The organism is Burkholderia sp. NLJ2 (assembly GCF_049487195.1).
GTDB classification, from domain to species: domain Bacteria; phylum Pseudomonadota; class Gammaproteobacteria; order Burkholderiales; family Burkholderiaceae; genus Burkholderia; species Burkholderia pyrrocinia.
Genome location: NZ_CP137810.1, coordinates 2,192,106 through 2,213,278, shown reverse-complemented (window position 1 = coordinate 2,213,278; position 21,173 = coordinate 2,192,106). Strand labels below are relative to the sequence as shown.

Sequence of the window (21,173 nt, the reverse complement as noted above, 5' to 3'; positions counted from 1 at the left end):
GCCACCCAATGACACGGCGCTGACAACCTCCTTCGTCGGATGAGCGCCCCGCACGGGTTCGCCGGCATCAGTATGCCGTGAAGGCCGCGCTATCCCAAGTGGCGTGTTGATACCGAGCGCCGGGTTGCCATCGGTAGCGCAGACGGAGGGGCACGGACGCACGGCAGCTACCGTAGCCTCGAAGGTCCCGGCTATTAAAATTCGTCCGGGGCTTATCGCTCTCATGGACCACATTGGGCTGCATCGGTGGTTGGGCTTGCACTCGACCGAAGAGCTCTTTGGCGATGCGGTCGACCTTGCCAAGGGGAAACTCATCCCGCATTGATGACTCATTCTTTGTCGGTGCGACTACCTGTCAGATCGAGTCCCGGCTAATACATTTAAGTAAAACTATGAGAACTTGCCACACCGTTCCGGATTCAACCGTTACCCATCACTCCACCGTCACCGACTTAGCCAGATTCCTAGGCTTATCGATATCCGTCCCTCTTGCCAACGCCGCGTGATACGCCAGCAACTGCATCGGCACCGTATGCAGAATCGGCGAAAGCGGCCCGTAGTACTCGTTGAGCCGAATCACCTCGATCCCGTCGCTCGGCACCAGCCCGCAGTCCACATCCGCAAAGACAAAAAGCCGTCCATTCCGCGCACTGACCTCATGCATGTTCGACCTGAGCTTTTCCAGCAGCATGTCATTCGGCGCCACGGCGATCACCGGCATCTCGTTACTGACGAGCGCAAGCGGCCCATGCTTCAACTCCCCGGCCGGATACGCCTCCGCGTGAATATATGAAATCTCCTTCATCTTCAGCGCACCCTCGAGCGCGATCGGATAATGCATCCCGCGCCCGAGAAACAGCATGTTGTCGCGTCGCGCGAGCAGTTCCGACCACGCCATGATCTGCGGCTCCAGCGCGAGCACTTTCGACATCGCATCGGGCAGATGCCGCAGCGCACGCAAATGCTCCTTCTCCTCGTCGTCACTCAACCGCCCGCGCACCTGCGCAAGCGACAACGTCAGCAAGAACAACGCAACAAGCTGCGTCGTGAACGCCTTCGTCGAAGCCACCCCGATCTCGATCCCCGCACGCGTCACGAACTGCAGCGCACATTCACGCATCAACGCACTTGTCGCAACGTTGCAGATCGCGAGCGTATGCACCATCCCGCGCTGCTTCGCGACATGCACGGCGCCGAGCACATCGGCCGTCTCGCCGCTCTGCGACACCGCGACAACCAGCGTGCGCGGATTCGGCACGCTGTCGCGATAACGAAACTCGCTGGCAATTTCAACACTCGCGGGCAGCTTCGCAATGCTCTCGATCCAGTATTTCGCGGTCAGCGCCGCGTGATAGCTGCCGCCGCACGCAAGCAGCAGCACCGAATCGACATCGTTGAACACGCGCCACGCACCGTCGCCGAACAGCTCGGGCATGATCGACGCGACGTCGAGCAGCGTATCGGCCACCGCCTGCGGCTGCTCGAAGATTTCCTTCTGCATGTAGTAGCGGTACGACCCGAGATCGGACGCGCCGCTATGCGCGGCGACCCGCTGCACCGCGCGCTCGACGCGCTGGCCGGCCGCATCGACGATCCAGTAGCGATGCAACTGGATATCCGCGACGTCGCCGTTCTCCAGATACGCAATGCGATCCGTAATGCCCGACAGCGCGATCGCATCGGACGCCAGGAAATTCTCGCCTTCGCCGACGCCGACCACGAGCGGCATCCCGTCGCGCGCACCGACGATCCGGTGCGGCTCGTCGCGGCACATCGCCGCGATCGCGTAGCTGCCGCGCAGCCTTGCGACCGCGCGCCGGACCGCGTCGAACAGGTCGCCGTCGTACAGGTGGTCGATCAGGTGCGCGATCGCCTCGCTGTCGGTCTGGCTCGCGAACACATAGCCGTGCGCTTGCAGTTCCGCACGTAACTGGTCGCAGTTCTCGATGATCCCGTTGTGCGACAGCGCGATGCGCGCGTTGGCGTCGCTCGGCGAGAAGTGCGGATGCGCGTTGAGTGTGACGGGGGCGCCATGCGTGGCCCAGCGCGTATGCGCAATGCCGGTGTAGCCCGACAGCGCATGCTCGGCGATCTCGCGCTGCAGGTTGGCCACGCGATCGACGCTGCGAGCGCGCGCCAGCGCACGGTCACGGTAGACCACGACGCCGCACGAATCGTAGCCGCGGTATTCGAGCCGCTTCAGGCCGTCCACAAGGTTCGGCAGGATGTCCCGCTGGGCGACCGCCCCGACAATTCCACACATATCGCGCTCCGTAAATGTCCTGTCTGGATCAGTGAGAGCGATGGTAGAACTGGTCGAATGGAATTAAATTTCAAAATAGCAAAATAAATGAAACGGACCGCAGATCGTCTATCATGTTGAAATTAAATTTCACCGCCTGACCGGAAGGAGCCGCCGATGGCCGGCATCACCCTCGACGATCTCGACCTGCGCATCCTCGCGATCCTGCAGGACGACGCGTCGGTGTCGAACCTGCAACTGGCGGAGCGCGCGCTGTCGTCGCCGCCGACCTGCATGCGCCGCGTGCGCCGGCTGACGGAAGCGGGCGTGATCCGCCGGCAGGTCGCGGTGCTCGATCCGGTCGCGATCGGCACGGCCGTCACGGCGCTGATCGAGATCAGTCTCGACCGGCAGACGGCCGAAGACTACGACGCGTTCGAAGCGTACGTCTGTGCGGAGCCGGCCGTCACGCAGTGCTACCGCGTGTCGCCGGGGCCCGATTTCGTCGTGGTGGCCGATCTGGCCGACGTCGCCGAGTACGACGAATTCGCACGGCGGCTGTTCACCGGCGCGTCGAACGTCCGCAACGTGCGGACTTTTTTCTCGACGCATCGCGCGAAATTCGAGGCGAACGCGCGGGTCGCGCATGCGATGCGCAAACGCGTGTGATCGTATCGTTCACGCTGCATCAGGCGGCGGCCGCGTCCGCCAGTTGCAGCGGCTTGCCGTACCCGAAGCAATGGGCCGGCTCGGGAAACACGCGTTGCCGCACGTCGTGCGCGTACTGACGGATCGCGTCGCGCATCACCGCATTCGCATCGGCGTAACGCTTCACGAAGCGCGGCGTGTATGCATCGAATGCGCCGATCATGTCCTCGGTCACGAGCACTTGCCCGTCGCACGCGGGCGATGCGCCGATGCCGATCGTCGGGATCGTCAGCGTTTCGGTCAGATGACGCGCAAGCGCTTCGGCAGTGCCTTCGATGACGACACTGAACGCACCGGCCCGCTCGGCCGCGCACGCGGCGTCGAACACCTGCGCGGCCGAACGCGGGTCCATCCCCTGCGCGCGGAAGCCGCCCGTTGCGTTGGCCTGCTGCGGCATCAGGCCGACATGCGCCATCACCGGAATGCCGCGCTCGGTCAGGAAGCGGATCGTGTCGGTCATCTCGCTGCCGCCTTCGAGCTTCACGGCCTGCGCGCCGGTCTCGGCGAGCAGGCGCGCGGCGGAGCGATAGGCTTGAGCGGGCGATTCCTGGAACGTCGAGAACGGCAGGTCGACGACGACGCACGCCTGCGCGGCGCCGCGTACGACGGCCGCGCCGTGTGCAATCATCATGTCGAGCGTGACGCGCAGCGTATCGGGCATCCCGTACAGCACCATGCCGACGGAGTCGCCGACGATGATCACGTCGGCCACGTCGTCGACGAGCTTCGCCATCGGCGCGGAATACGCGGTCAGCGACACGAGGCTGCCGATGCCTTTGGTCGAACGGATCGCGGTGACGGTCTTGCGGGTGGTGCGGGTATGAGCGCTCATGTGCGGAAGCCGTGTGAAAGAAGAGCCGCCACGGTAGCATCGCGCTCGTTCGTGCAATGACCTTCGGAGGACGTCTTATGTTGCTGGCGGGACAATCGGGTGCCCCTTATGCAGTAGTGCCGCCGATGGCGCGCCTGCCGAGGCCGCTGTATGTGCGTGCGTTCGGGATTCCCGGCAACGTGAGCGTCGATGCGCACAGTCATCCGTGGGCCCAGCTGATGTATGCGACGAGCGGCGTGCTCGAGGTGTCGACGCCGTCGGGCCGGCAGCTGCTGCCGCCGCACTACGCGATGTGGATTCCGCCGCACGTGCCGCATGCGGTGTCGACGCGCGATTGCGTCGCGTTCCACAGCCTGTATCTCGACGAAGCGATCGCACGCAGCGAGGCGAACGACGATTGCACGATCCTCTGCATGACGCCGCTGCTGCGCGAACTGGTGATTGCCACGGCCGAATTGCCGGTGAACTACGACGAGACGGGGCCGGACGGCGCGCTCGTGTGCCTGATCGCCGACCGCATCGCACGGATGCGGCCGGCGCCGCTGACGGTGCCGCTGCCGCGCGATCCGCGTCTGCTGAAAATCGCACGCGCGTTGCATGCGTATCCGGGCGATACGCGCAGTCTCGACGAATGGGGCCATCAAGTCGGTGCGACGCGGCGCACGCTGTCGCGGCTGTTCCGGCAGGACACGGGGCTGTCGTTTACCGAATGGCGGCAAGCCGTGCGGCTGCTCGCGTCGCTGCCGCTGCTCGATGCCGGCGAGCCGATCGGCACGGTGGCCGCGCAACTGGGCTACGACTCGACGTCGTCGTTCATCGCTCTGTTCCAGGCGAAATTCCGCGTGACGCCCGGTGCGTATGCGAAGCGTGAAGCGCGCCGGCCTGTATTGACTGCATGACGCGGCAACGCGTGCCGCACACCGTCACTCAGAACGCGAGCGCTGTTTGCACCGGATGATGGGCACCGCGCTCGAACCCGGCGCCTTCGAGCGACAGCAGCGCGCGCTTGCGGTCGATGCCGCCCGCATAACCGGTCAGGCTGCCCGACGCGCCGACCACGCGATGGCACGGCACCATGATCGATACCGGGTTTCGGCCGACCGCACCGCCTACGGCGCGCGCGGCGCTCATCGGCAACCCGACGCGTTCGGTGATGTCACCGTACGTCACGAGCTCGCCGAATGGAATCGCGAGCAGTTCCTTCCACACACGCCGCTGAAATGCGGTGCCGCGCAGGTGGATCGGCACCGAGAACGTCTCGCGCATGCCCGTGAAGTATTCGGCAATCTCTTCCGCAACCTTGCGCGCGATCGGCGAAATGACGAGCGCGTTTGCTTCCGGCGCGATCGCAAGCGACGGGAAGTATTTCTGGCCGACGAAGAACAGGCCCGTCAGCGCATCGTCCTCGATGCGCACGGCGATGTCGCCCAGCGGGCTCGGAATCAGGTGAGCGGGAGTCATCGCGATACATCTCCTTGAAGGCGCCACACATGCAGTGCGGCATACGCGCGCCACGGCGCCCAGTGCGCGGCATGCGGCGCAGATGATGGCATGCGCGTGTGTTCGGTGCGTTCGATGCGTTCGACGTGTTCGGTGCGTGCGGGAAGCAATGTATCGTCGGCAGGAAACGCATTCGGCCAGGCCAATGCACGCATCGCGACGTATTGCACCGCGCGCTCGTCGAAGCCGGGCATCGTGCGCAACGCGGCGAGCGTCGCGTCGAGCGGCGCCATCGGTTCGAGTGCGAGTATGCCGTCGGCGACCGCGCGTGCGAGCGACACGATGGCCTGCGCCGTTTCGCGCGCAATGGCGAGCGCTTCAAGCGCCGCCGGCGGCAGGGTGGCCAACGTCGCGGCAGAAGGCAGCGCGTGCGTTAGGCCCGGCGGCGCGCCTTCCAGCTTTGTACCGAAACGTTCGGCGATGCGCGCGAGTACCGCACTTGCATGCGCCGCCGCGAGCCGTTCGCCTGCGATCGCGCGTAGGGCGATTTCGAGGCCGTCGAACGCGCCGGGCACACGCAGGCCGGGCGAGCCGCTCGCGAGTTCACCGAGATGCGCGTCGATCACGTCGGGGCGGCTGTCGAGATCGAACAGCCGCCGCACGCGTGCGAGCACGGCCGGCACGACCGGCGTCAGCGCGGGCGACACGGTGACGGCCAGCGCGAACCGCTGCGGTACGTGCGCGACGGACAGCCAGCCGGTTACGCGGCCACCATCGTTTCGATTCGGCAATGCGACGACACGCGCATAACCCTGTGCATCGATCCGCTCGACACCGTCGATCTGCCGCTGCGCGAGAAAGCGCATCAGGTCGGCCCACGCGAACGGCGGCCGGTACGGCAGCGGGAACGTCATGTCGCCATCGGCGGACGCGCCGGCCCCCTTGCGAAGCCGCAGCGGATTGAGGCCATAGCGCTGCCGGAACAGATCGTTGAAGCGCCGCACGCTGCCGAACCCGGCCGTCGACGCGACGACGGCCACCGGCAGCGCGGTGTCGGTCAGCAGCCGCTTGGCCATCAGCAGCCGGTGCGTCTGCGCGAACTCGACCGGCGATACGCCGAACTGCGCGGCGAAGATCCGGCGCAGATGGCGTTCGGTCACACCGACGCGCCGCGCGAGCGCGTCGACGGAATGCGCGTTCAGGAAACCGTCCTCGATCAGCGTGGCGGCCGCGTCGGCGAGATTGCCGGACAGGTCGAGCAGCCCGTGACCGGGCGCGAGCTCGGGGCGGCAGCGCATGCACGGCCGGAAGCCGGCTTTCTCGGCGGCCGCGGCGGTCGGGTAATAGCTGCAGTTCTGCGCTTTCGGCGGCTTCACCGGGCAGACAGGGCGGCAATACACGCCCGTCGTCGCGACGCCGACGAAGAACCAGCCGTCGAAACGGCGGTTCCGCGAAAGCAGGGCGTCGTAGCAGGTGTCGGGATCGAGGCGCATGAAACGACTGTAAACCATCCCCGTCATCGATTCTGGCCGGAATCGGACATGTGGTTCGGCGGCCGTGCCCCAATTTGCGCGCTGGAAAATCCGGGAAAAACGGTTAATGCCACGCTACGAAACAGTCGTCTCTTTTGCCACGACCAATTTGAGATGACTCATCGAAATCCCCGACTGACAGCGTGCCGGCTGACGCCCTATCCTTTGAAAAACGTTTTCCAGATTAGTTGGCGATCGGCCGTGCCGCGATAGCGCGCCCCGGCCGGCCGCCCCGGCGCCGGTCGCCGATCAACGAATATCGTGCGGCGCGACGGGCGTGGCCGCGCATCGGAGACATTCATGCAATCTGCCGTCGTCGGCACGGTGCGCGCCGTCGCCAGCCGCTACCGCTGGACCGTCTGTGCGCTGCTGTTTTTCGCGACCGTCATCAACTACATGGATCGGCAGATCCTCGGCCTGCTCGCGCCGATGCTCCAGCACGACATCGGCTGGAGCCAGGTGCAGTACGGCCGCATCGTGATGGCGTTTTCCGCGTTCTATGCGCTCGGGCTGCTCGGCTTCGGGCGCATCGTCGACTGGCTCGGCACGCGCGTGTCGTACGCGGTGGCGATGCTGGTGTGGAGCATCGCCGCGATGCTGCACGCGGCGGTCGGCTCGGTAATGGGCTTCGCATTCGTGCGTGCGCTGCTCGGGATCGGCGAGGGCGGCAATTTCCCGGCCGCGATCAAGACGACGGCCGAGTGGTTCCCGCGCCGCGAACGCGCGCTCGCCACCGGCATCTTCAACTCGGGCGCAAACATCGGCGCGGTGTTCGCACCGGCGATCATCCCGGCGATCGCGGTGGCCTACGGCTGGCGCGCGGCGTTCGTGATCATCGGCGCGATCGGCATCGTGTGGCTCGCGGTGTGGCTCGTGCTCTATCGCCAGGCCGATACGCGCGCGCTCGCCGCGGAATACGACGAGCCGCGCGACGAAGCCGAAGCGCTGGATGCGGCGAACGCGAACGCCGGTGCGCCGCGCTGGGGCGAACTGATCCGCAAGCGCGAGACGTGGGCGTTCCTGATCGGCAAGTTCCTGACCGACCCGGTGTGGTGGTTCTATCTGTTCTGGCTGCCGAAGTGGCTCAACGAGTCGCGCGGGATGGACATGCAGCACATCGGCCTGCCGCTCGTCTGCATCTACGCGCTGACGACGGTCGGCAGCATCGGCGGCGGCTGGCTGTCGTCGATGCTGTTGCGCGCGGGCTGGAGCGTGAACCGCGCGCGCAAGACGGCGATGCTGATCTGCGCGTGCTGCGTGCTGCCGATCGCATTCGTGTCGCAGGTGCAGAGCCTGTGGATCGCGGTGCTGATCGTCGGGCTGGCCGCCGCCGCGCACCAGGGTTGGTCGGCGAACCTGTTCACGACGGCCTCCGACCTGTTCCCGCGTCGCGCGGTCGCGTCGGTGGTCGGCATCGGCGGGATGGCCGGTTCGATCGGTGGCGTGCTGTTCTCGGAAGTGATCGGCCAGGTGCTGCAACGCACGGGCCACTACTGGGTGCTGTTCGCGATCGGCGCGTCGGCCTACCTGATCGCGTTGGCCGTGATGCACGTGCTCACGCCGAAGATGAAGCCTGCGAAACTCGACGCTTGATCGCAGGTCGGCAAACGAACGCGCCGCTTAGTGCGGCGCGTTTGCTTTTGTGGAACGGAGGAGTGGTGCGGAGCAGGTATATCAACCGGCCGCCGCAGCCGTCGACGCACGCATGATCAACCGCGGCTCGAACGTCGAATAGCTCGCATCGGTGCGCCCCGCGAGCGCGTCGATCAGCTTCTGCATCGCGAGCTCGCCCATGTTCTCGCTCTGGATGTCGACGGTGGTCAGCGCGGGCGCCGCGTATTCGCCGTACGGCACGTTGTCGATGCCCGCGACCGATACGTCCTGCGGCAGCCTGAAGCCGAGCGACGCGGCTTCCTTCATGAAGCCGAGCGCGATCAGGTCGTTGTAGCAGATCACGGCCTGCGGGCGCTGCGGCCCGAGCATCACGCGCGAGCACGCGCGTTCGCCGGCTTCGGCGGTCGGCGCGTGCGCGTCGTGCACGTCGAGCGTGAGCCCGGCTTCGGCGAGGCAGTCGCGCGCGCCCTGGATCCGTTCGTCGTTCACGCGTGCCGTGCCGAAGCCGAGATACGCGATGCGCGTATGCCCGAGATTGAGCAGGTGGCGCGCGAGCATGTAGGTCGACAACCGGTTGTCGATGCCGACGCTCGGAATCGGCAGGCCGGGGCTGCGACGCAGCAGCACGAGCGGCTTGTTGAGATCCATCATCCAGCCGGCTTCGTCGTCGGGCATCCGCGTGCTGACGATCAGCCCGTCGACGCGCTGCGCGAGCGCCTCGATCAGCGAGCGTTCGCGCGCCTGGTTCTCTTCGGTATCGACGAGCAGCAGCGTGTAGTCGTGCTGCAGCGCGATGCGGTTCGCGCCCTTGACCACGTTCGTGAAGTGCGGGTTGCTGATATCGAGGATCACGAGGCCGATCGTGCGCGTGCGCCCGGTGATCATCGAACGCGCGAGCGGGTTCGAACGGTAGCCGAGCCGCTCGATCGCTTCCTTGAGCCGTGCCTCGACGGTCGGCGAGAAGCGCTGCGTGCCGTTCACGTACTTCGATACCGTCGCGACCGACACGCCGGCTTCCGCTGCCACGTCGCGGATCGTCGGGGAAACTTTTTTCATCGGAAGGGTAACGTTTTCGTTCGATAACGCCGGATTGTGGCAGAAAAAGCCGGCACACGGCCATGCGTCGATATCGGGAAAGTGCGGATGGCTGCGAACAGGTTCGACCATTGACGTTCGGTTGCGGTCCCGCGTATAGTTGGAAAACGTTTTCCGATTTGGGTCGAATACCGGATCGGAGTCCAGGTCAGATTCAAGGAGAAGGAGATTCGATGAACGCCTCATCCACCGGCGCGCGCAAACCGTTCGGGCGCCTGCTGCTGACGGGCGCGGCCGGCAACCTCGGCCGCCAGTTGCGCGGCGCACTCGCGGAATGGGCCGACGTCGTGCGCGTCAGCGACATCGCGGCGCTCGGCGACGCGGCCGCGCATGAAGAAACCCGTGTCGTCGATCTGGCCGACCGGCCGGCCGTGATGCAGCTCGTCGACGGCGTGGACGCGATCGTCCATCTCGGCGGCATTTCGGTCGATGCGCCGTTCGACGATCTCGTCGGCGCGAACATCACCGGCACGTACAACCTGTATGAAGCCGCGCGCAAGCACGGCGTGAAGCGCGTCGTGTTCGCGAGCTCGAACCATGCGATCGGTTTCCATCCGGTTACCGAAGTGCTCGACGCCGATTCGCCGCTGCGCCCCGACAGCCTGTACGGCGTGACGAAATGCTTCGGCGAATCGCTGTCGCGCTACTACTTCGACCGCTTCGGGATCGAAACCGTGTGCCTGCGGATCGGCTCGTCGTTCGAAGTGCCGAAGAACCCGCGCATGCTCGTGACGTTCCTCAGCTATCGCGACTTCATCGAGCTCGTGCGCTGCTCGCTGCTGACGAACCGCGTCGGCCATGCGATCGTCTACGGCGCGTCGGACAACCCGGTGAAGTGGTGGGACAACACGAAGGCCGGTTTCCTCGGCTTCCGTCCGCGCGACAGCTCCGAGCAGTTCGCGGAGCTGTTCCCGGTCGCGGCGCCGACCGCCGACTACGACGATCCCGCGCAGCGGTTCCAGGGCGGTGGTTTTGTCGTCGGGGAGCCGATGGAGCGGAAGGCGTAGGCGGCAGCGCGTTCCGAGGGGCGCTTCATTGACGACGGATTTGCGGTTGCGGTAAAAGGAAAGCCATCCGGTGCGACAGGTTCCGCCATGCGGAGCCGCAGAATGACGACACACGCCGGACGGCAGCATGCGGTGCGCGACGCTCGAGGGTACGACGTCGCGCTTCGCCGCGATCCGATCGAACAATCACAATATCGAGAGCAATGAAGAAAACCCTAGTGGCGCTGAGCCTTGTGCTGGCCATGGCGCCGGCGTTTGCCGACCTGCAGGGCGGCCTGGCCGCCTATAAGAAGAAGGACTACCAGACCGCCATTCCCGAACTGACGACCGCGGCGAACGCGGGTAACGCCGAAGCGGCTGCGCTGCTCGGCGAGTACTACCGTTACAAAGACGCCGAGCAGGCGGTGAAGTGGAGTTTCGTCGCCGCGCAGCATGGCGACGTGAAGATGCAGTACGACATGGGCGTGCGGATCGACGATATCGCGTGGAAACTGTTCCGGCACGGCGACGATCCGGCCAAGCGCTATTTCCGCGTGGCCGCGGATTGTTTCCAGCTGGCGGCCGACCGTGGTTACGCGCCCGCGCAGAGCACGCTCGGCATGTTGTACGACCAGGGGATGAAGCTGCCCCTCGACGTCGACAAAAGCGTCGTGCTGTATCGCGCGGCTGCACGCCAGGGCTATCCGCAGGGTCTCGAAAGCATGGGGACGCTGTACGAGCGGGGGCGAGGCGGCGTGCAGAAGAACCTGCTGACCGCCTACACGTTCTATCTTGCCGCGGTGAAGGCCGGGAACGGCAGTCGCGACGTCGAATTCTCGGAGGTGACGGCTCGCGAGCTCGAAGCCGTATTGTCGGCACGCGATCGCGCGCGGGCGAAGGCGACCGTCGACGCGTGGGAGCCGGGGCAGCCGCTCAACGGGATGTAACGCGGTAGCCGGGTGTGCGCACCGGCCCGCTTTGCGGGCCGATGGAGTGCAACGCGTCGCAAGCGCTGCCGGTGCCGCCGGTGTCGCAGATCACCGCAGGATGTCGGTCGCCTTGTGCCGTTCGTCGACGCCGTCGATCAGGATCAACGGGCCGCTCGCGTGCCGTGCGCGCAGCGGCTGGATCTGCCGGTACGCGTCCGACTCGTACCACGCGCGCGCCGTGTCGAGATCGGGAAACGCGATCGAGATCAGGTCGCCGCGCCACACGCCTTCGCGTACCTCCGGCCGCGCACCGTGAATCACGAAATGGCCGTCGAACGGCGCGAGCGTGCCGTCGATGCGTTCGAGGTATTCGACGATGTCGTCGCACATGTCGACGTCGTGCAGGTGGGCGATGGCGTAGGCGGGCATGGCGGGCTCCTTGGCGTGACGCGGTGCGGCGGTCGATGGAGCCATGATCGCGGCGCGGGTGTCGCGCGTCGATTACCTGCGACGTAAGCGAATCCGCACAGCCGCGCGCAAGCGTGCCGACCTGTACACCGCTCGCATGGTGCGACGGCATTCACGCGTATCTGTCGATGTCCGGCCCACTCTGAACCGGTGAAGGCTGTCGAGCAACGAGTTTCCGGAAGCTTGTTCACTGAGCGCTGAACGCGTAGTTCATTCAGCTTTGAACGATCAATGGTGCGGTTCACTTTATTCTGAACTTTCCGTGGCGAGAACCACGCGCTGCCAACGTCAGAAATAGCACAGCAGGTCGCTGTCGACCCTTCTGAGACGTTCGGCTGCTTCGAGGCGAGCGGCAGGTTCGGCCGGTGGATTCAACCGGCCGTTTGCACAGGCTTGCGTCGACGTCCGAGACGGGCCGGGTCGCGCCGATCGGTGAGCAGATGTCATTTGAACACCCATCGGCGCCCTCGCGGAATCCGGCCGTTGCGCGCTCCTACGCGAACGACAACTCAATGCGCATCGATGAACGCCAACACCGCAGCGTTAAACGCGGTTGGATTGATCCGCGGCATGGAGTGACTGGAGTTCATGATGCGCATCTGCTCTGCATGCTTCAGGCAGGGCAGGAGGTTGGCCTGGACCTGACTCATCGAGGGTGTGATCTTCTCGGAACGCAGCAGCAGAACCGGTGCTTCGATGTGCTGGGCGTCCTCACAGGTGTACGGCGCCCAGTGGTTGCCTTCGTTGTCGGGGGCAATGAAAGTCCACGCATTGTCCCGGTACCACTGCCTGGCGCTCTCCGGCATGGCATCCCAGGCGCCTGGGCCGTTGACGAATGTCGCAAAGGCGATCAGGCCGGCATCCTTGTCGCCCTGCTTGAATTTCTCGGCCATCTCGCGGTACAGCGCCCGCCGCTCTTCGCCGGCAGAAGAAGTCGAACTCGCAGGCATAAAGGCGCGCATGCCCGACGCGGGCTCGCTCAGCGAGAGACTACGGACCAGCTCAGGCGCGGCCTTGGCGACATACAGTGCCAGGGTGCCACCGCGCGAATGGCCGACCAAATGCACCGGTCCGGCCTTGAGTTGACGGATGAACGTGACCAGGTCATCGGCGTGCTGCTCCAGGCTGAACTCACCTTCACCGTTCCAAGGCTCCGGATAGAAATGCCGTAGGCTGACGGAGATAACCCGGTACTTCTGGGCAAACGGGCCCATCTGGGCGCCAAAGAAGCGGTAGTCGGATCCTGCTCCCGGGATCAGCACCACCGGGACGCCGGAGCCCTGCTCTATGTAGGCCATGTCGTAGCCATTCACAGGCATCGATTTCACGCCGGGTGGGAGGGTCCAGGTACGTGCGGTGGGCGCCGTAGCCGAGGCGGTTGGCAGTGGAGGCCGGCAAGCGGCCAGGCATAGAAACATCAAGGCCAGGAGCGTTGTTCTCATGAGACTCCTCCGTTTTGCGATGACGTGGAGGCCCCGTCTGTGTGACGGCAACCCTAGCCAAGCATAGGCGACGGCCAGCGACCTGAAAGCACGAAGAATGACCTGTGAGCGATCGGCAGGCTAATGGGGGGCCGCGGTCTGGGCGACGGGGACGCCTGAATGTCGGGATGAAGGTGTCGGCGAACGTCTCTTCATGGCCGGCAGGCGACGGCGAGATCGATGCAGCCGACCAGGTGGGATCGTGACTAGTCCTGGCGATTAGTCAGCTCGGTGCCACCGACCTGACTTGTCACACACGCTGACTCGTTCATCATTCAGCCGGACTTGCTCCTCATTTACCTTCAGCGAGGTCGAAAGATCAATGTCGAAGGCGACATTGAGCGCCTGCCTGACATGGATAGCCTCAACGGGAAGCTCCCAGGTCAGGAATAGCTGAGTGCAATCCTGGTCGGGCGGGAAGTCGTCCACATCAAAACCGCTGCTGCCGCGCCGAATGACGCCATGAGGCTGGCAGGTATCGAATATCAGAACCGAACCCCGGATCAGGGGGATTCGAAGACCCAACGACGGAAAGTGTACGTCCTGACCCTTATCCTCGCTCAGGAAGAGATTGCAGAAGGCCGCGCCGCCATACTGCTCTCCGTCGTGGTGATACCTCGCGCCGCGGCAAGCCATGAGAGCGACGTCACTGGAGGCAAGTACACCGGGCAGTCCAAGCTTGCTCGCCCAATCAGCCACTGCCTGCACGCAGTGCGAGTAGTCCGGCCAGCGCGCTCGTGCTCGTGCCAGAGGTAACGCCTCAACATCCCCAGGTTCCAGGGTCATGCGGGACGAAATCTCCCTGGCCCAATCCGCGAGCAGACGCGCCGGCGGCTCTGGCACGTCGACCGTGCCGGACAGCACGATGTCACTTACGCGCCGACTGCGGATGGCGTCGCCGCTCCAGAAATAGGAGGTGAGGACGTTTTGGGGCTGGGGTTGCAGGGAAGGGTAGCTCATTTGTCGCAGTGTAAAGCAGCTACCTTGGTCGCCGTGCCATCTCGCGCCAGCGAATGGCGCTTCCCGACCCATACCTGCCGGTTGACTAGCTTCCAGCCAGCGGCCGTTTCCGCACGCAACAACGGCCATTCACCCGTGCGGCCGATCAGCGAAATCTAGGGAATGTCACGAGCGTCTACTTGCGCGGCCTTGTGCTTTTTATCTCCAGATAATTCCGCTCGTATGCGTCTAAAAGCGCCCCAACTTGCTTATCAACGGCATCGTGCTTTTCTAGACTTCTCAGCTTTAAAAGTAGCTTGCAAATATATTTTGCCGGGAATTTCATAATAACGACATTGTGCGATTTATTTAGCTCCTTAATCCAATCAAGATCGCATATCGCCATAGCAGTCGGGTTGACGCGCGCGCTAAATTGAACGATGTCGAGAATGGCTTTAACATCGACCTGAACCTGATTACCTCGTCATCCTCAGGTGCGAATCCGAGGACATGAACGCGTTTGTCCGCCTTCCAGTGACGCTGAAGTTCTAAAAACAGGGCGCTCTTCCCTGTACCTCGTCGCCCGACGACCACCGTGCGCTCGTCAGACTCAATCAATGACCGAAAATCGGCGGTGGGAACAAATGCTGACGTGAGCATCCGCCGGTCGTTTTCGGCGGTTCCGTCTCCGAGCCGGTTCGTTTCGATCGTATTCTTTGAATTAGGGTCAGCCATTTCTGCTTCGCGTATGGACGGTATTGGGATTTGTACGTCAACCGATACTTTTCGAATAGGGCGGCATCGACTTTAGCGGCAAACAAGCTCCGCCGCCAGCTCCCGCACGCAAGCACAATCCACTACCGAACGGCAGTTTCAAGGAGTGATCCGACGTTCGAGCGTCCCAGTGTGGATGCTTCCGAACGGCCGCTCCTGGCCGAACGCGGCCGGCGCAGATCGACCCACAAGAGCCGCTCGACCGGCTTGAAAGCGGTCGCTTACGAAGTACGAGGTTGCGAGTGGCGATGCCACTCGTTAGGCTGCTGATGCTGCCATCGCCTCGGCAAGCGCGAACTTCGTGGACGAGGCATACCCTACTTCGTAGTCGCAACAACGCCCCTGCTTAAACCGGAAGCGTCTGCCCGTTTCTGCAGTCGTACCGTTAATCGACCATTCGCAGGAAGGGCTGAGATCGTCTACAGAGATATCGATGTTCCAGCACCGTTGCAACGCAAGCGCGAGGACATTGGCGCGGTTGAAAAGGTAGCGCCAATTTGCAGGGCTGGCCAGCAACAGCAACCGTAGGCGATGACGGCGTCATTCGCTTGTCGGAAATCACCTACACATGAAAGCGAAAGCGGCTACACAGTCTTCAGCAGGCGCTGACTATTAACGAGTTGTACGGTGAGCAAACTCGTCTTAGGATTGGTTGAAGGTGCATGCAGCAGCGCGACTGAGTGCCGACAACAGGATGCGCGAGAAGCAGGGTCACCCGTCGTACGAACGAACATTTGCGAACGAGTCGCCTCGGTCGCACTCCCGTGAATTTGCGTCGACGATTGGGAGGCCGGTGTAACCAATGAAGACAATTGCAAAGGCAGCGCTTGCCGAACGCAGGCGGTTTCGCAACCTGTTGCTATTCGTCGTGATCGGCTTGTCGGTCATGGGAAGCATCGTGGGCTTGGAAATGTACGGCGTATTGCAAGACGTTGCGACCGTGCGTCGGTCGACGACTGTGCTGCCCGCAGCGCGCAACCTTCTGGATGCGTTAAAAGACGCCGAAACGGGTCAACGTGGTTATCTGCTCACTGACGATCCAAAGTACCTGGAACCGTATCGCCAAGGTACAAGAAACGCAGTGACCGCATCCGAAGCGCTTCGGGGTGCACTGGCTAACGAACCTGCGGATCTGCCTTTGCTTGAACAATTGATGCATGACCGGGACGCGAAGCTGGCTGAGATGGCACAGACGATCGCACTGCGTGATGATGTAGGCCACGCTGCCGCGCTTGCCGTCATACGTACCGACGTGGGCCAACGCGTGATGGACCGTTTCCGCGCAGGCATGGCCGACCTGCTCGGCCAATGGTTCAACCTGCGAGAGGAGGCGTTCGTCGATCTCAATCGGCGCCTGACGAAGATGGGGGCGGCGTTTTCTGCTTTCGGATTGCTTGTCCTCGCTCTGCTGTTGGTGACAGCTCACCTGCAGCGCCGGTCGATGTCTGCGATCTCCTCTCACGTGGCCGCACTCGATTCCGCGTCGACCAAGGACGCACTGACCGGATTTGCCAATCGCCGCGGCTTGCTCGCCTACCTTCAAACGAAGTGCGAGTCAGCGACGATTGACGCGCGACGGGTCGGACTGATGTACATGGACCTTGATGGATTCAAATCGGTCAACGATGCACTCGGACATGCCGCCGGTGACGATGTCCTCCGTGCAGCGGGGACCACTTTCGCTAGGTGCCTTCGGCAAAACGACTGCTTGGCCAGGATCGGCGGGGATGAATTTGTCGTTGTCCTTCCCTGCATCGACTCAGACGAGGAGCTTCACAAGATTGCGAAGCGACTCGTTACAGAGGCACAGGCTCTCGGTCGAGACATGCACAGCGGGCGTTTTCCTATCAGTGTCAGCATTGGAATTGCGACGTATCCCGATCGGATCGCAGATCCGCACGATCTGCTGGCAGGTGCCGACAGCGCCATGTATGTCGCGAAGCAAGCCGGACGTTGCCGCTACCACTTTTATGAGGGCCAGCGTGCTGCTAATGTTGTGTGTCTGGATCGGGTCGTAGCCGACCGCCATATACAGGGAGAGTCCCGAGCACGGAGCACTGACACCTCAGCGGCGGGGAATTACGTTTCCTCATCCGGCGATGCTCATGAGAATCGCTGAAGAACGCCTGTTGTGTCGGACCTTTGCAGGCAGTCAAGGCAACGTTTCCCGGTCACATGAGCACTCAACCCATCGATCCACCTGCAAGCAGCGGTACCTGCGCCTTGTTTGATCAGGCGTCGATTGGAAAGCCACGCGAAGACCTACGCTTGCTTCTTTTTCAGGGACGGCCGGTGTCGACCTCAACCGCTGTCCGTGATCTCAACCGTAACGACCGCTTCCATGCGTCAGCGAGGCGCGGAAACGCTGAAGTTCTTCAACTGAGCGTTCGGCAACGGCACTCAGGCCGCCACGGACCTCGACTACATCTTGCTTCCCGATACTGTGGTGTCCGAAATCCGCAAGCAATGGAGGGCGAAAATCAAAGACGCCTCCGGTAAAGCGCTTGTGGAATGAGAGCGCCGAGCGGGATGCGATATCACCGCATGCGTCCCTTGGCGAACCGGAAACGGCCCTTCAGGAATTCTTCCCAAATTGCCGTTTGTGGCCGACCAGCGACTGTGGCCGTTGACACCGTGGGGCGTCGCGCGACAAGGCGGCACTCAGGGGATTTTCATGTCTACGCGCTGCTGAACCGCGGCATTCATCGCCTCAAAGTTCCGTTGAGTTTCCTCGATTACGTCTTTCGTCAACCGCCCAACGAGCAGTCCCGAAAAGGACTCCGTTTGCTCCAGACGGGTACCGCCAGTTACGGCCGTGAGGTGGATGCAATGTGTACCGTCGAAGACGCCGCGAATCCATACACTGCCACGCCAGCACAGGTCTTGCTCCGGATGAACGATCAGAACAGTCGGATTAAATATCATCGCATCCGGTCCAGTGCCTAGCACGATACGGATTGTCTCTCCCTCCCTGAACTCGCCGTCAACACGAGTAATGAAGGGATTCCAATCGGGATACGCGGTGCTGTTCGATACGACCTTCCAGACATCGGCAGGCGTCCGATCAATGAATGTTTCAGCATGCGCGCTAATATCTTCGTGCAGAAAAAACAGGGTTCCAATAATCCCGACGACAATGACAGCGATGCCTTTCAGTAGCAATCCCCACAAGCCCATATTTGCCTCGTAATCGGTCGAAATTACACCGCTGCAGTTTTGAACGCACAGATTGTTGACGATCTAGCCAGCGACGTCGAGTGTCTGAAGCTGGCCGAACCCGAGTCGGATGACCCGACGTCCGCGTCGCTTCCTATTGCAGGCCCGACCCAGCCGCGTGCTCGATGGCTTCGGTTGCTACGCCTGCGCCCAATCACTTTCGGCCGCCAGTGTGCGCTGCGCCGAGTTCAGCGTTACGTGAATCTCGACAGTACCAGCCTCCATCGTCATCAGCCGCGCCGCCGTCAATGCTGCTTGCGGCAAGCCGGATCGGTCTTGCGCCGCTCGCTCGATTCGCACCAGTAACTCGGCCGCCACGCTTCGAACGCGACGGCCTTGGTCGCGTTGGCGCGCGTGACGCGGACCGGATCGGCCTTCAGCGCGTCGCCGTCTTGCTCATAGTTGAAGCGCCAGTTCCGGAACACTTCGCGATGGAACACCCACGTGTGGCGCGCGACGTCATAGCGAAACGTCACGCGGTCGCGCCAGTGGTTATGGCCCGCGAATACACCCTGTTCGATCGTGAACGTACGAGGCTCGACCGTGAGTGCGTTCTCGGCGACGCCATCGAGATACGGGTCGCCCATGCCGCCTTCGTCGGCTTTCATGATGACGGTGTCGTTGCGCGCGGCCAGCCGGTAGCGCCCGTCCTTGCCCTGCAGGAAGATCAGCAGCGGACGCGGCCCAGGCTTGCGCATCGAATCGCCGGGCACGTGCGCGACGACGACGTAGCCGGTGCGGGCGCTGTCGGTCAGGCGTCCGGACGCGGCGTCCAGTGCTTCGTAACCGGCGGGAAGCTGCGCGACGATGTCGTCGGGGAGATCGGACGTGTCCGGGCAAGTGAGCGACGGCGGCGTGTCGCCGCACTGCGTGGCGTATGCATTGCCGATGCCGAATGTCAGCAGCGCGGCGACGAGGAATCCTTTGAAGCGGAGGATCGTCATGCGGATAAGGTCAGGAGATCTCGGTGCGGAAGCCGACGCATACGCGTCGACTCGTCTCGTCGCAGCGCGGGTTGATGGATCGGTGGGTGACGCAGTGTAATCAGTCTCACGCGCGCTTGCGCGTCGGCCGTGCGACGGGGGCCGGCGCCAGCGGTTCGCTGGCCTGCTCGCACAGACGGTCGAGCATGCGTTGCGCGGCGCCCGCGCAATCCTCGCCCGCCGGCTTGTTCTCGATCTCGTCGATCAGCGTCTCGAGATGACGCCGGTTCTGCGCGAGACGCTGTTCGAGCAGCGCGATTTCGTCGACCTTGTGCCGCAGCGCGACCAGCAGTTCGTCGCGCGGCCACGTGCCGAGATCGGGCGGCAGCACCGCGCGGATTTCGTCGAGCGCGAAACCCGCGCGCTGCGCGCGGTCGATGATCGCGAGCCGCGTCAGCGCTTCCGGCCCGTATTCCCGATAGCCGTTCGCCTGCCGGCGGGCCGGTTCGAGCAGGCCGCTCGCTTCGTAGAAGCGGATGCGCGACGCCGCGAGGCCGCTGGCCCGCGCCAGTTCGCCGATTTTCATGGGGGGCTCCTAAGGGGCTTGACCTTAAAGTTGACTTTAAAGTTATCGTTGGGCATCGTCAATCGAGGATGCTCTCCATGAACCTGTTTACGCCCCTGACACTGCCCAACGGGGCGGTGATCCCGAACCGGCTGGCCAAGGCCGCGATGGAAGAGAACATGGCCGATGCGGACCACGCGCCGTCCGACCCGTTGCTGCGCCTGTACCAGGCCTGGGCCGACGGCCAGGTCGGGCTGATGCTGACCGGCAACGTGATGGTGGACGGCCGAGCGATGACGGGGCCGAACGGCGTCGTGCTCGACAGCGACGCGCCGCTCGAACGCTTTCGCCGCTGGGCGCAGATCGCGCGCTCGGGTGGCGCGCAGGTGTGGATGCAGATCAACCATCCGGGGCGCCAGATGCAGGCGGCGCTCGGCCAGACGACGCTCGCGCCGTCGGCCGTGCCGCTCGAGCTCGGTGCGCTGTCGAAGCAGTTCCCGGTGCCGAAGGAAATGACGCAAGCCGATATCGCCGATGTGCAGCAGCGCTTCGTGCGCGCCGCGCAGCTCGCGGAGCAAAGCGGTTTCACCGGCGTGCAGATTCACGCGGCGCATGGCTACCTGCTGAGCCAGTTCCTGTCGCCGCTGACGAACCGCCGGCAGGACCAGTGGGGCGGCAGCATCGAAAATCGCGCGCGCCTGCTGCTCGACATCGTGCGGGCCGTGCGCGCAACGGTGTCGCCCGCGTTCGTCGTCGCGGTGAAGCTGAACTCGGCCGATTTCCAGCGCGGCGGCTTCAGCGCGGACGATGCGAGGCGCGTGGTCGAACTGCTGAATCCGCTCGACGTCGATCTCGTCGAACTGTCGGGCGGCAGCTATGAAGTGCCGGCGATGCAGGGCGAGGCGCGCGACGGGCGCACGCTTGCACGCGAAGCGTATTTCCTCGAATTCGCGCGCGACATCGCGGCCGTCGCGCGGATGCCGCTGATGGTCACCGGCGGCATCCGGCGCCGCGCGGTCGCCGAACAGGTGGTCGAAAGCGGCGTGGCGATGGTCGGCATCGCGACCGCGCTGTCGATCGATCCGAATCTGCCGCGCGACTGGCGGGCCGGCAAGGACAGCGCGCCGGTGCTGCAGCCGATCCGGTGGAAGAACAAGGCGCTGGGCGCGCTGGCCAACATGGCCGTCGTCAAGTTCCAGCTCGCGCGGCTCAGCGAAGGGCGCCGCACGAATCCGCTGGTGTCGCCGCTGCGCGCACTGGTCGGGCAGCAACTGGCCTCGCAGTGCCAGACGCGGCGCTATCGGAAGTGGATGGCGGGGCGCGCGGCGGGCACGCGAGCGTGACGGTGGTTGTTCGTGGCCGGGTGGTTGGTTGCCCGGCGGGGTGTGTGCCGGGCTGCTGAACCCGCTGATGCCGGGTATCCATGCGG

18 protein-coding genes and 1 pseudogene are annotated in these 21,173 nt (G+C 63.9%); 8 read left to right on the top strand and 11 right to left on the bottom strand.

The window, feature by feature from the left end:
- Positions 1-433 precede the first annotated feature (433 nt).
- A complete protein-coding gene (gene glmS, locus R9B84_RS32310; RefSeq protein WP_423761495.1) occupies positions 434-2,263 on the bottom strand; it encodes a glutamine--fructose-6-phosphate transaminase (isomerizing) in 1,830 nt (609 codons plus the stop codon).
- 156 nt (positions 2,264-2,419) lie between these two features.
- Between glmS and R9B84_RS32305 the strand changes: the two genes are divergently transcribed.
- Positions 2,420-2,911 carry an Lrp/AsnC family transcriptional regulator gene (locus tag R9B84_RS32305; protein ID WP_423761494.1) on the top strand — a complete coding sequence of 164 codons (492 nt, stop codon included), beginning with the start codon at positions 2,420-2,422 and terminating at the stop codon, positions 2,909-2,911.
- Between the two features lie 19 nt (positions 2,912-2,930).
- Here the strand turns inward: R9B84_RS32305 and panB are convergent, their stop codons facing one another.
- Entirely contained in the window at positions 2,931-3,782 is an 852-nt protein-coding gene (panB, locus tag R9B84_RS32300) for a 3-methyl-2-oxobutanoate hydroxymethyltransferase (protein WP_423761493.1), read from the bottom strand.
- A gap of 77 nt (positions 3,783-3,859) precedes the next feature.
- Here panB and R9B84_RS32295 point away from each other — a divergent pair, with 77 nt between their 5' ends.
- Positions 3,860-4,681, top strand: coding sequence for an AraC family transcriptional regulator (locus R9B84_RS32295; protein WP_423761492.1), 822 nt, complete (start codon positions 3,860-3,862; stop codon positions 4,679-4,681).
- A 28-nt stretch (positions 4,682-4,709) separates the two neighbouring features.
- On the opposite strand, the gene R9B84_RS32290 is transcribed toward R9B84_RS32295, so the two are convergent.
- A complete protein-coding gene (locus R9B84_RS32290; protein WP_423761491.1) occupies positions 4,710-5,243 on the bottom strand; it encodes a methylated-DNA--[protein]-cysteine S-methyltransferase in 534 nt (177 codons plus the stop codon).
- On the bottom strand, positions 5,240-6,733 hold the full coding sequence (locus R9B84_RS32285; RefSeq protein WP_423761490.1) for an AlkA N-terminal domain-containing protein: 1,494 nt from the start codon (positions 6,731-6,733) through the stop codon (positions 5,240-5,242). The genes R9B84_RS32290 and R9B84_RS32285 overlap by 4 nt, the downstream gene beginning before the upstream one ends.
- A gap of 321 nt (positions 6,734-7,054) precedes the next feature.
- Between R9B84_RS32285 and R9B84_RS32280 the strand changes: the two genes are divergently transcribed.
- Positions 7,055-8,347, top strand: coding sequence for an MFS transporter (locus R9B84_RS32280; RefSeq protein WP_423761489.1), 1,293 nt, complete (start codon positions 7,055-7,057; stop codon positions 8,345-8,347).
- An 81-nt stretch (positions 8,348-8,428) separates the two neighbouring features.
- Here the strand turns inward: R9B84_RS32280 and R9B84_RS32275 are convergent, their stop codons facing one another.
- Positions 8,429-9,535, bottom strand: coding sequence for a LacI family DNA-binding transcriptional regulator (locus R9B84_RS32275; RefSeq protein ID WP_423761488.1), 1,107 nt, complete (start codon positions 9,533-9,535; stop codon positions 8,429-8,431).
- A 101-nt stretch (positions 9,536-9,636) separates the two neighbouring features.
- Here R9B84_RS32275 and R9B84_RS32270 point away from each other — a divergent pair, with 101 nt between their 5' ends.
- Positions 9,637-10,470: an NAD-dependent epimerase/dehydratase family protein gene (locus R9B84_RS32270; RefSeq protein ID WP_423761487.1), complete on the top strand. Its 834-nt coding sequence runs from the start codon at positions 9,637-9,639 to the stop codon at positions 10,468-10,470.
- 203 nt (positions 10,471-10,673) lie between these two features.
- Positions 10,674-11,396, top strand: coding sequence for a tetratricopeptide repeat protein (locus R9B84_RS32265; RefSeq protein ID WP_423761486.1), 723 nt, complete (start codon positions 10,674-10,676; stop codon positions 11,394-11,396).
- Positions 11,397-11,486: 90 nt separating this feature from the next.
- Here R9B84_RS32265 and R9B84_RS32260 read toward each other — a convergent pair whose 3' ends face one another.
- The 3 genes from R9B84_RS32260 to R9B84_RS32250 all read right to left on the bottom strand — a co-directional run bounded on the left by R9B84_RS32260 (position 11,487) and on the right by R9B84_RS32250 (position 14,287).
- Positions 11,487-11,807, bottom strand: coding sequence for a DUF1330 domain-containing protein (locus tag R9B84_RS32260; protein WP_423761485.1), 321 nt, complete (start codon positions 11,805-11,807; stop codon positions 11,487-11,489).
- A gap of 548 nt (positions 11,808-12,355) precedes the next feature.
- Positions 12,356-13,288, bottom strand: coding sequence for an alpha/beta fold hydrolase (locus R9B84_RS32255; protein WP_423761484.1), 933 nt, complete (start codon positions 13,286-13,288; stop codon positions 12,356-12,358).
- Positions 13,289-13,546: 258 nt separating this feature from the next.
- Entirely contained in the window at positions 13,547-14,287 is a 741-nt protein-coding gene (locus R9B84_RS32250) for a hypothetical protein (protein WP_423761483.1), read from the bottom strand.
- 1,555 nt (positions 14,288-15,842) lie between these two features.
- Between R9B84_RS32250 and R9B84_RS32245 the strand changes: the two genes are divergently transcribed.
- Positions 15,843-17,159, top strand: coding sequence for a diguanylate cyclase domain-containing protein (locus tag R9B84_RS32245; protein WP_423761482.1), 1,317 nt, complete (start codon positions 15,843-15,845; stop codon positions 17,157-17,159).
- A 231-nt stretch (positions 17,160-17,390) separates the two neighbouring features.
- Positions 17,391-17,555 (top strand): annotated as a pseudogene (locus tag R9B84_RS32240) (phosphate ABC transporter substrate-binding protein PstS); the annotation flags it as partial.
- A gap of 146 nt (positions 17,556-17,701) precedes the next feature.
- Here R9B84_RS32240 and R9B84_RS32235 read toward each other — a convergent pair.
- The 3 genes from R9B84_RS32235 to R9B84_RS32225 form a co-directional block, all read right to left on the bottom strand.
- Complete coding sequence (locus R9B84_RS32235; protein WP_423761481.1) at positions 17,702-18,217, bottom strand: SRPBCC family protein; 516 nt, start codon at positions 18,215-18,217, stop codon at positions 17,702-17,704.
- Between the two features lie 284 nt (positions 18,218-18,501).
- A complete protein-coding gene (locus R9B84_RS32230; protein ID WP_423761480.1) occupies positions 18,502-19,200 on the bottom strand; it encodes a hypothetical protein in 699 nt (232 codons plus the stop codon).
- A 106-nt stretch (positions 19,201-19,306) separates the two neighbouring features.
- Complete coding sequence (locus tag R9B84_RS32225) at positions 19,307-19,765, bottom strand: MerR family transcriptional regulator (protein WP_423761479.1); 459 nt, start codon at positions 19,763-19,765, stop codon at positions 19,307-19,309.
- A gap of 77 nt (positions 19,766-19,842) precedes the next feature.
- On the opposite strand from R9B84_RS32225, the gene R9B84_RS32220 reads away from it, so the two are divergent.
- Positions 19,843-21,087 carry an NADH:flavin oxidoreductase/NADH oxidase family protein gene (locus R9B84_RS32220; RefSeq protein WP_423761478.1) on the top strand — a complete coding sequence of 415 codons (1,245 nt, stop codon included), beginning with the start codon at positions 19,843-19,845 and terminating at the stop codon, positions 21,085-21,087.
- The last annotated feature ends 86 nt before the right edge of the window (positions 21,088-21,173 follow it).

Coding starts and splice junctions, on each gene's coding strand:
- glmS (WP_423761495.1), bottom strand. CDS start 2,263: ATGTGTGGAATTGTCGGGGCGGTCGCCCAGCGGGACATCCTGCCGAAC.
- R9B84_RS32305 (WP_423761494.1), top strand. CDS start 2,420: ATGGCCGGCATCACCCTCGACGATCTCGACCTGCGCATCCTCGCGATC.
- panB (WP_423761493.1), bottom strand. CDS start 3,782: ATGAGCGCTCATACCCGCACCACCCGCAAGACCGTCACCGCGATCCGT.
- R9B84_RS32295 (WP_423761492.1), top strand. CDS start 3,860: ATGTTGCTGGCGGGACAATCGGGTGCCCCTTATGCAGTAGTGCCGCCG.
- R9B84_RS32290 (WP_423761491.1), bottom strand. CDS start 5,243: ATGACTCCCGCTCACCTGATTCCGAGCCCGCTGGGCGACATCGCCGTG.
- R9B84_RS32285 (WP_423761490.1), bottom strand. CDS start 6,733: ATGGTTTACAGTCGTTTCATGCGCCTCGATCCCGACACCTGCTACGAC.
- R9B84_RS32280 (WP_423761489.1), top strand. CDS start 7,055: ATGCAATCTGCCGTCGTCGGCACGGTGCGCGCCGTCGCCAGCCGCTAC.
- R9B84_RS32275 (WP_423761488.1), bottom strand. CDS start 9,535: ATGGTCGAACCTGTTCGCAGCCATCCGCACTTTCCCGATATCGACGCA.
- R9B84_RS32270 (WP_423761487.1), top strand. CDS start 9,637: ATGAACGCCTCATCCACCGGCGCGCGCAAACCGTTCGGGCGCCTGCTG.
- R9B84_RS32265 (WP_423761486.1), top strand. CDS start 10,674: ATGAAGAAAACCCTAGTGGCGCTGAGCCTTGTGCTGGCCATGGCGCCG.
- R9B84_RS32260 (WP_423761485.1), bottom strand. CDS start 11,807: ATGCCCGCCTACGCCATCGCCCACCTGCACGACGTCGACATGTGCGAC.
- R9B84_RS32255 (WP_423761484.1), bottom strand. CDS start 13,288: ATGAGAACAACGCTCCTGGCCTTGATGTTTCTATGCCTGGCCGCTTGC.
- R9B84_RS32250 (WP_423761483.1), bottom strand. CDS start 14,287: ATGAGCTACCCTTCCCTGCAACCCCAGCCCCAAAACGTCCTCACCTCC.
- R9B84_RS32245 (WP_423761482.1), top strand. CDS start 15,843: ATGAAGACAATTGCAAAGGCAGCGCTTGCCGAACGCAGGCGGTTTCGC.
- R9B84_RS32235 (WP_423761481.1), bottom strand. CDS start 18,217: ATGGGCTTGTGGGGATTGCTACTGAAAGGCATCGCTGTCATTGTCGTC.
- R9B84_RS32230 (WP_423761480.1), bottom strand. CDS start 19,200: ATGACGATCCTCCGCTTCAAAGGATTCCTCGTCGCCGCGCTGCTGACA.
- R9B84_RS32225 (WP_423761479.1), bottom strand. CDS start 19,765: ATGAAAATCGGCGAACTGGCGCGGGCCAGCGGCCTCGCGGCGTCGCGC.
- R9B84_RS32220 (WP_423761478.1), top strand. CDS start 19,843: ATGAACCTGTTTACGCCCCTGACACTGCCCAACGGGGCGGTGATCCCG.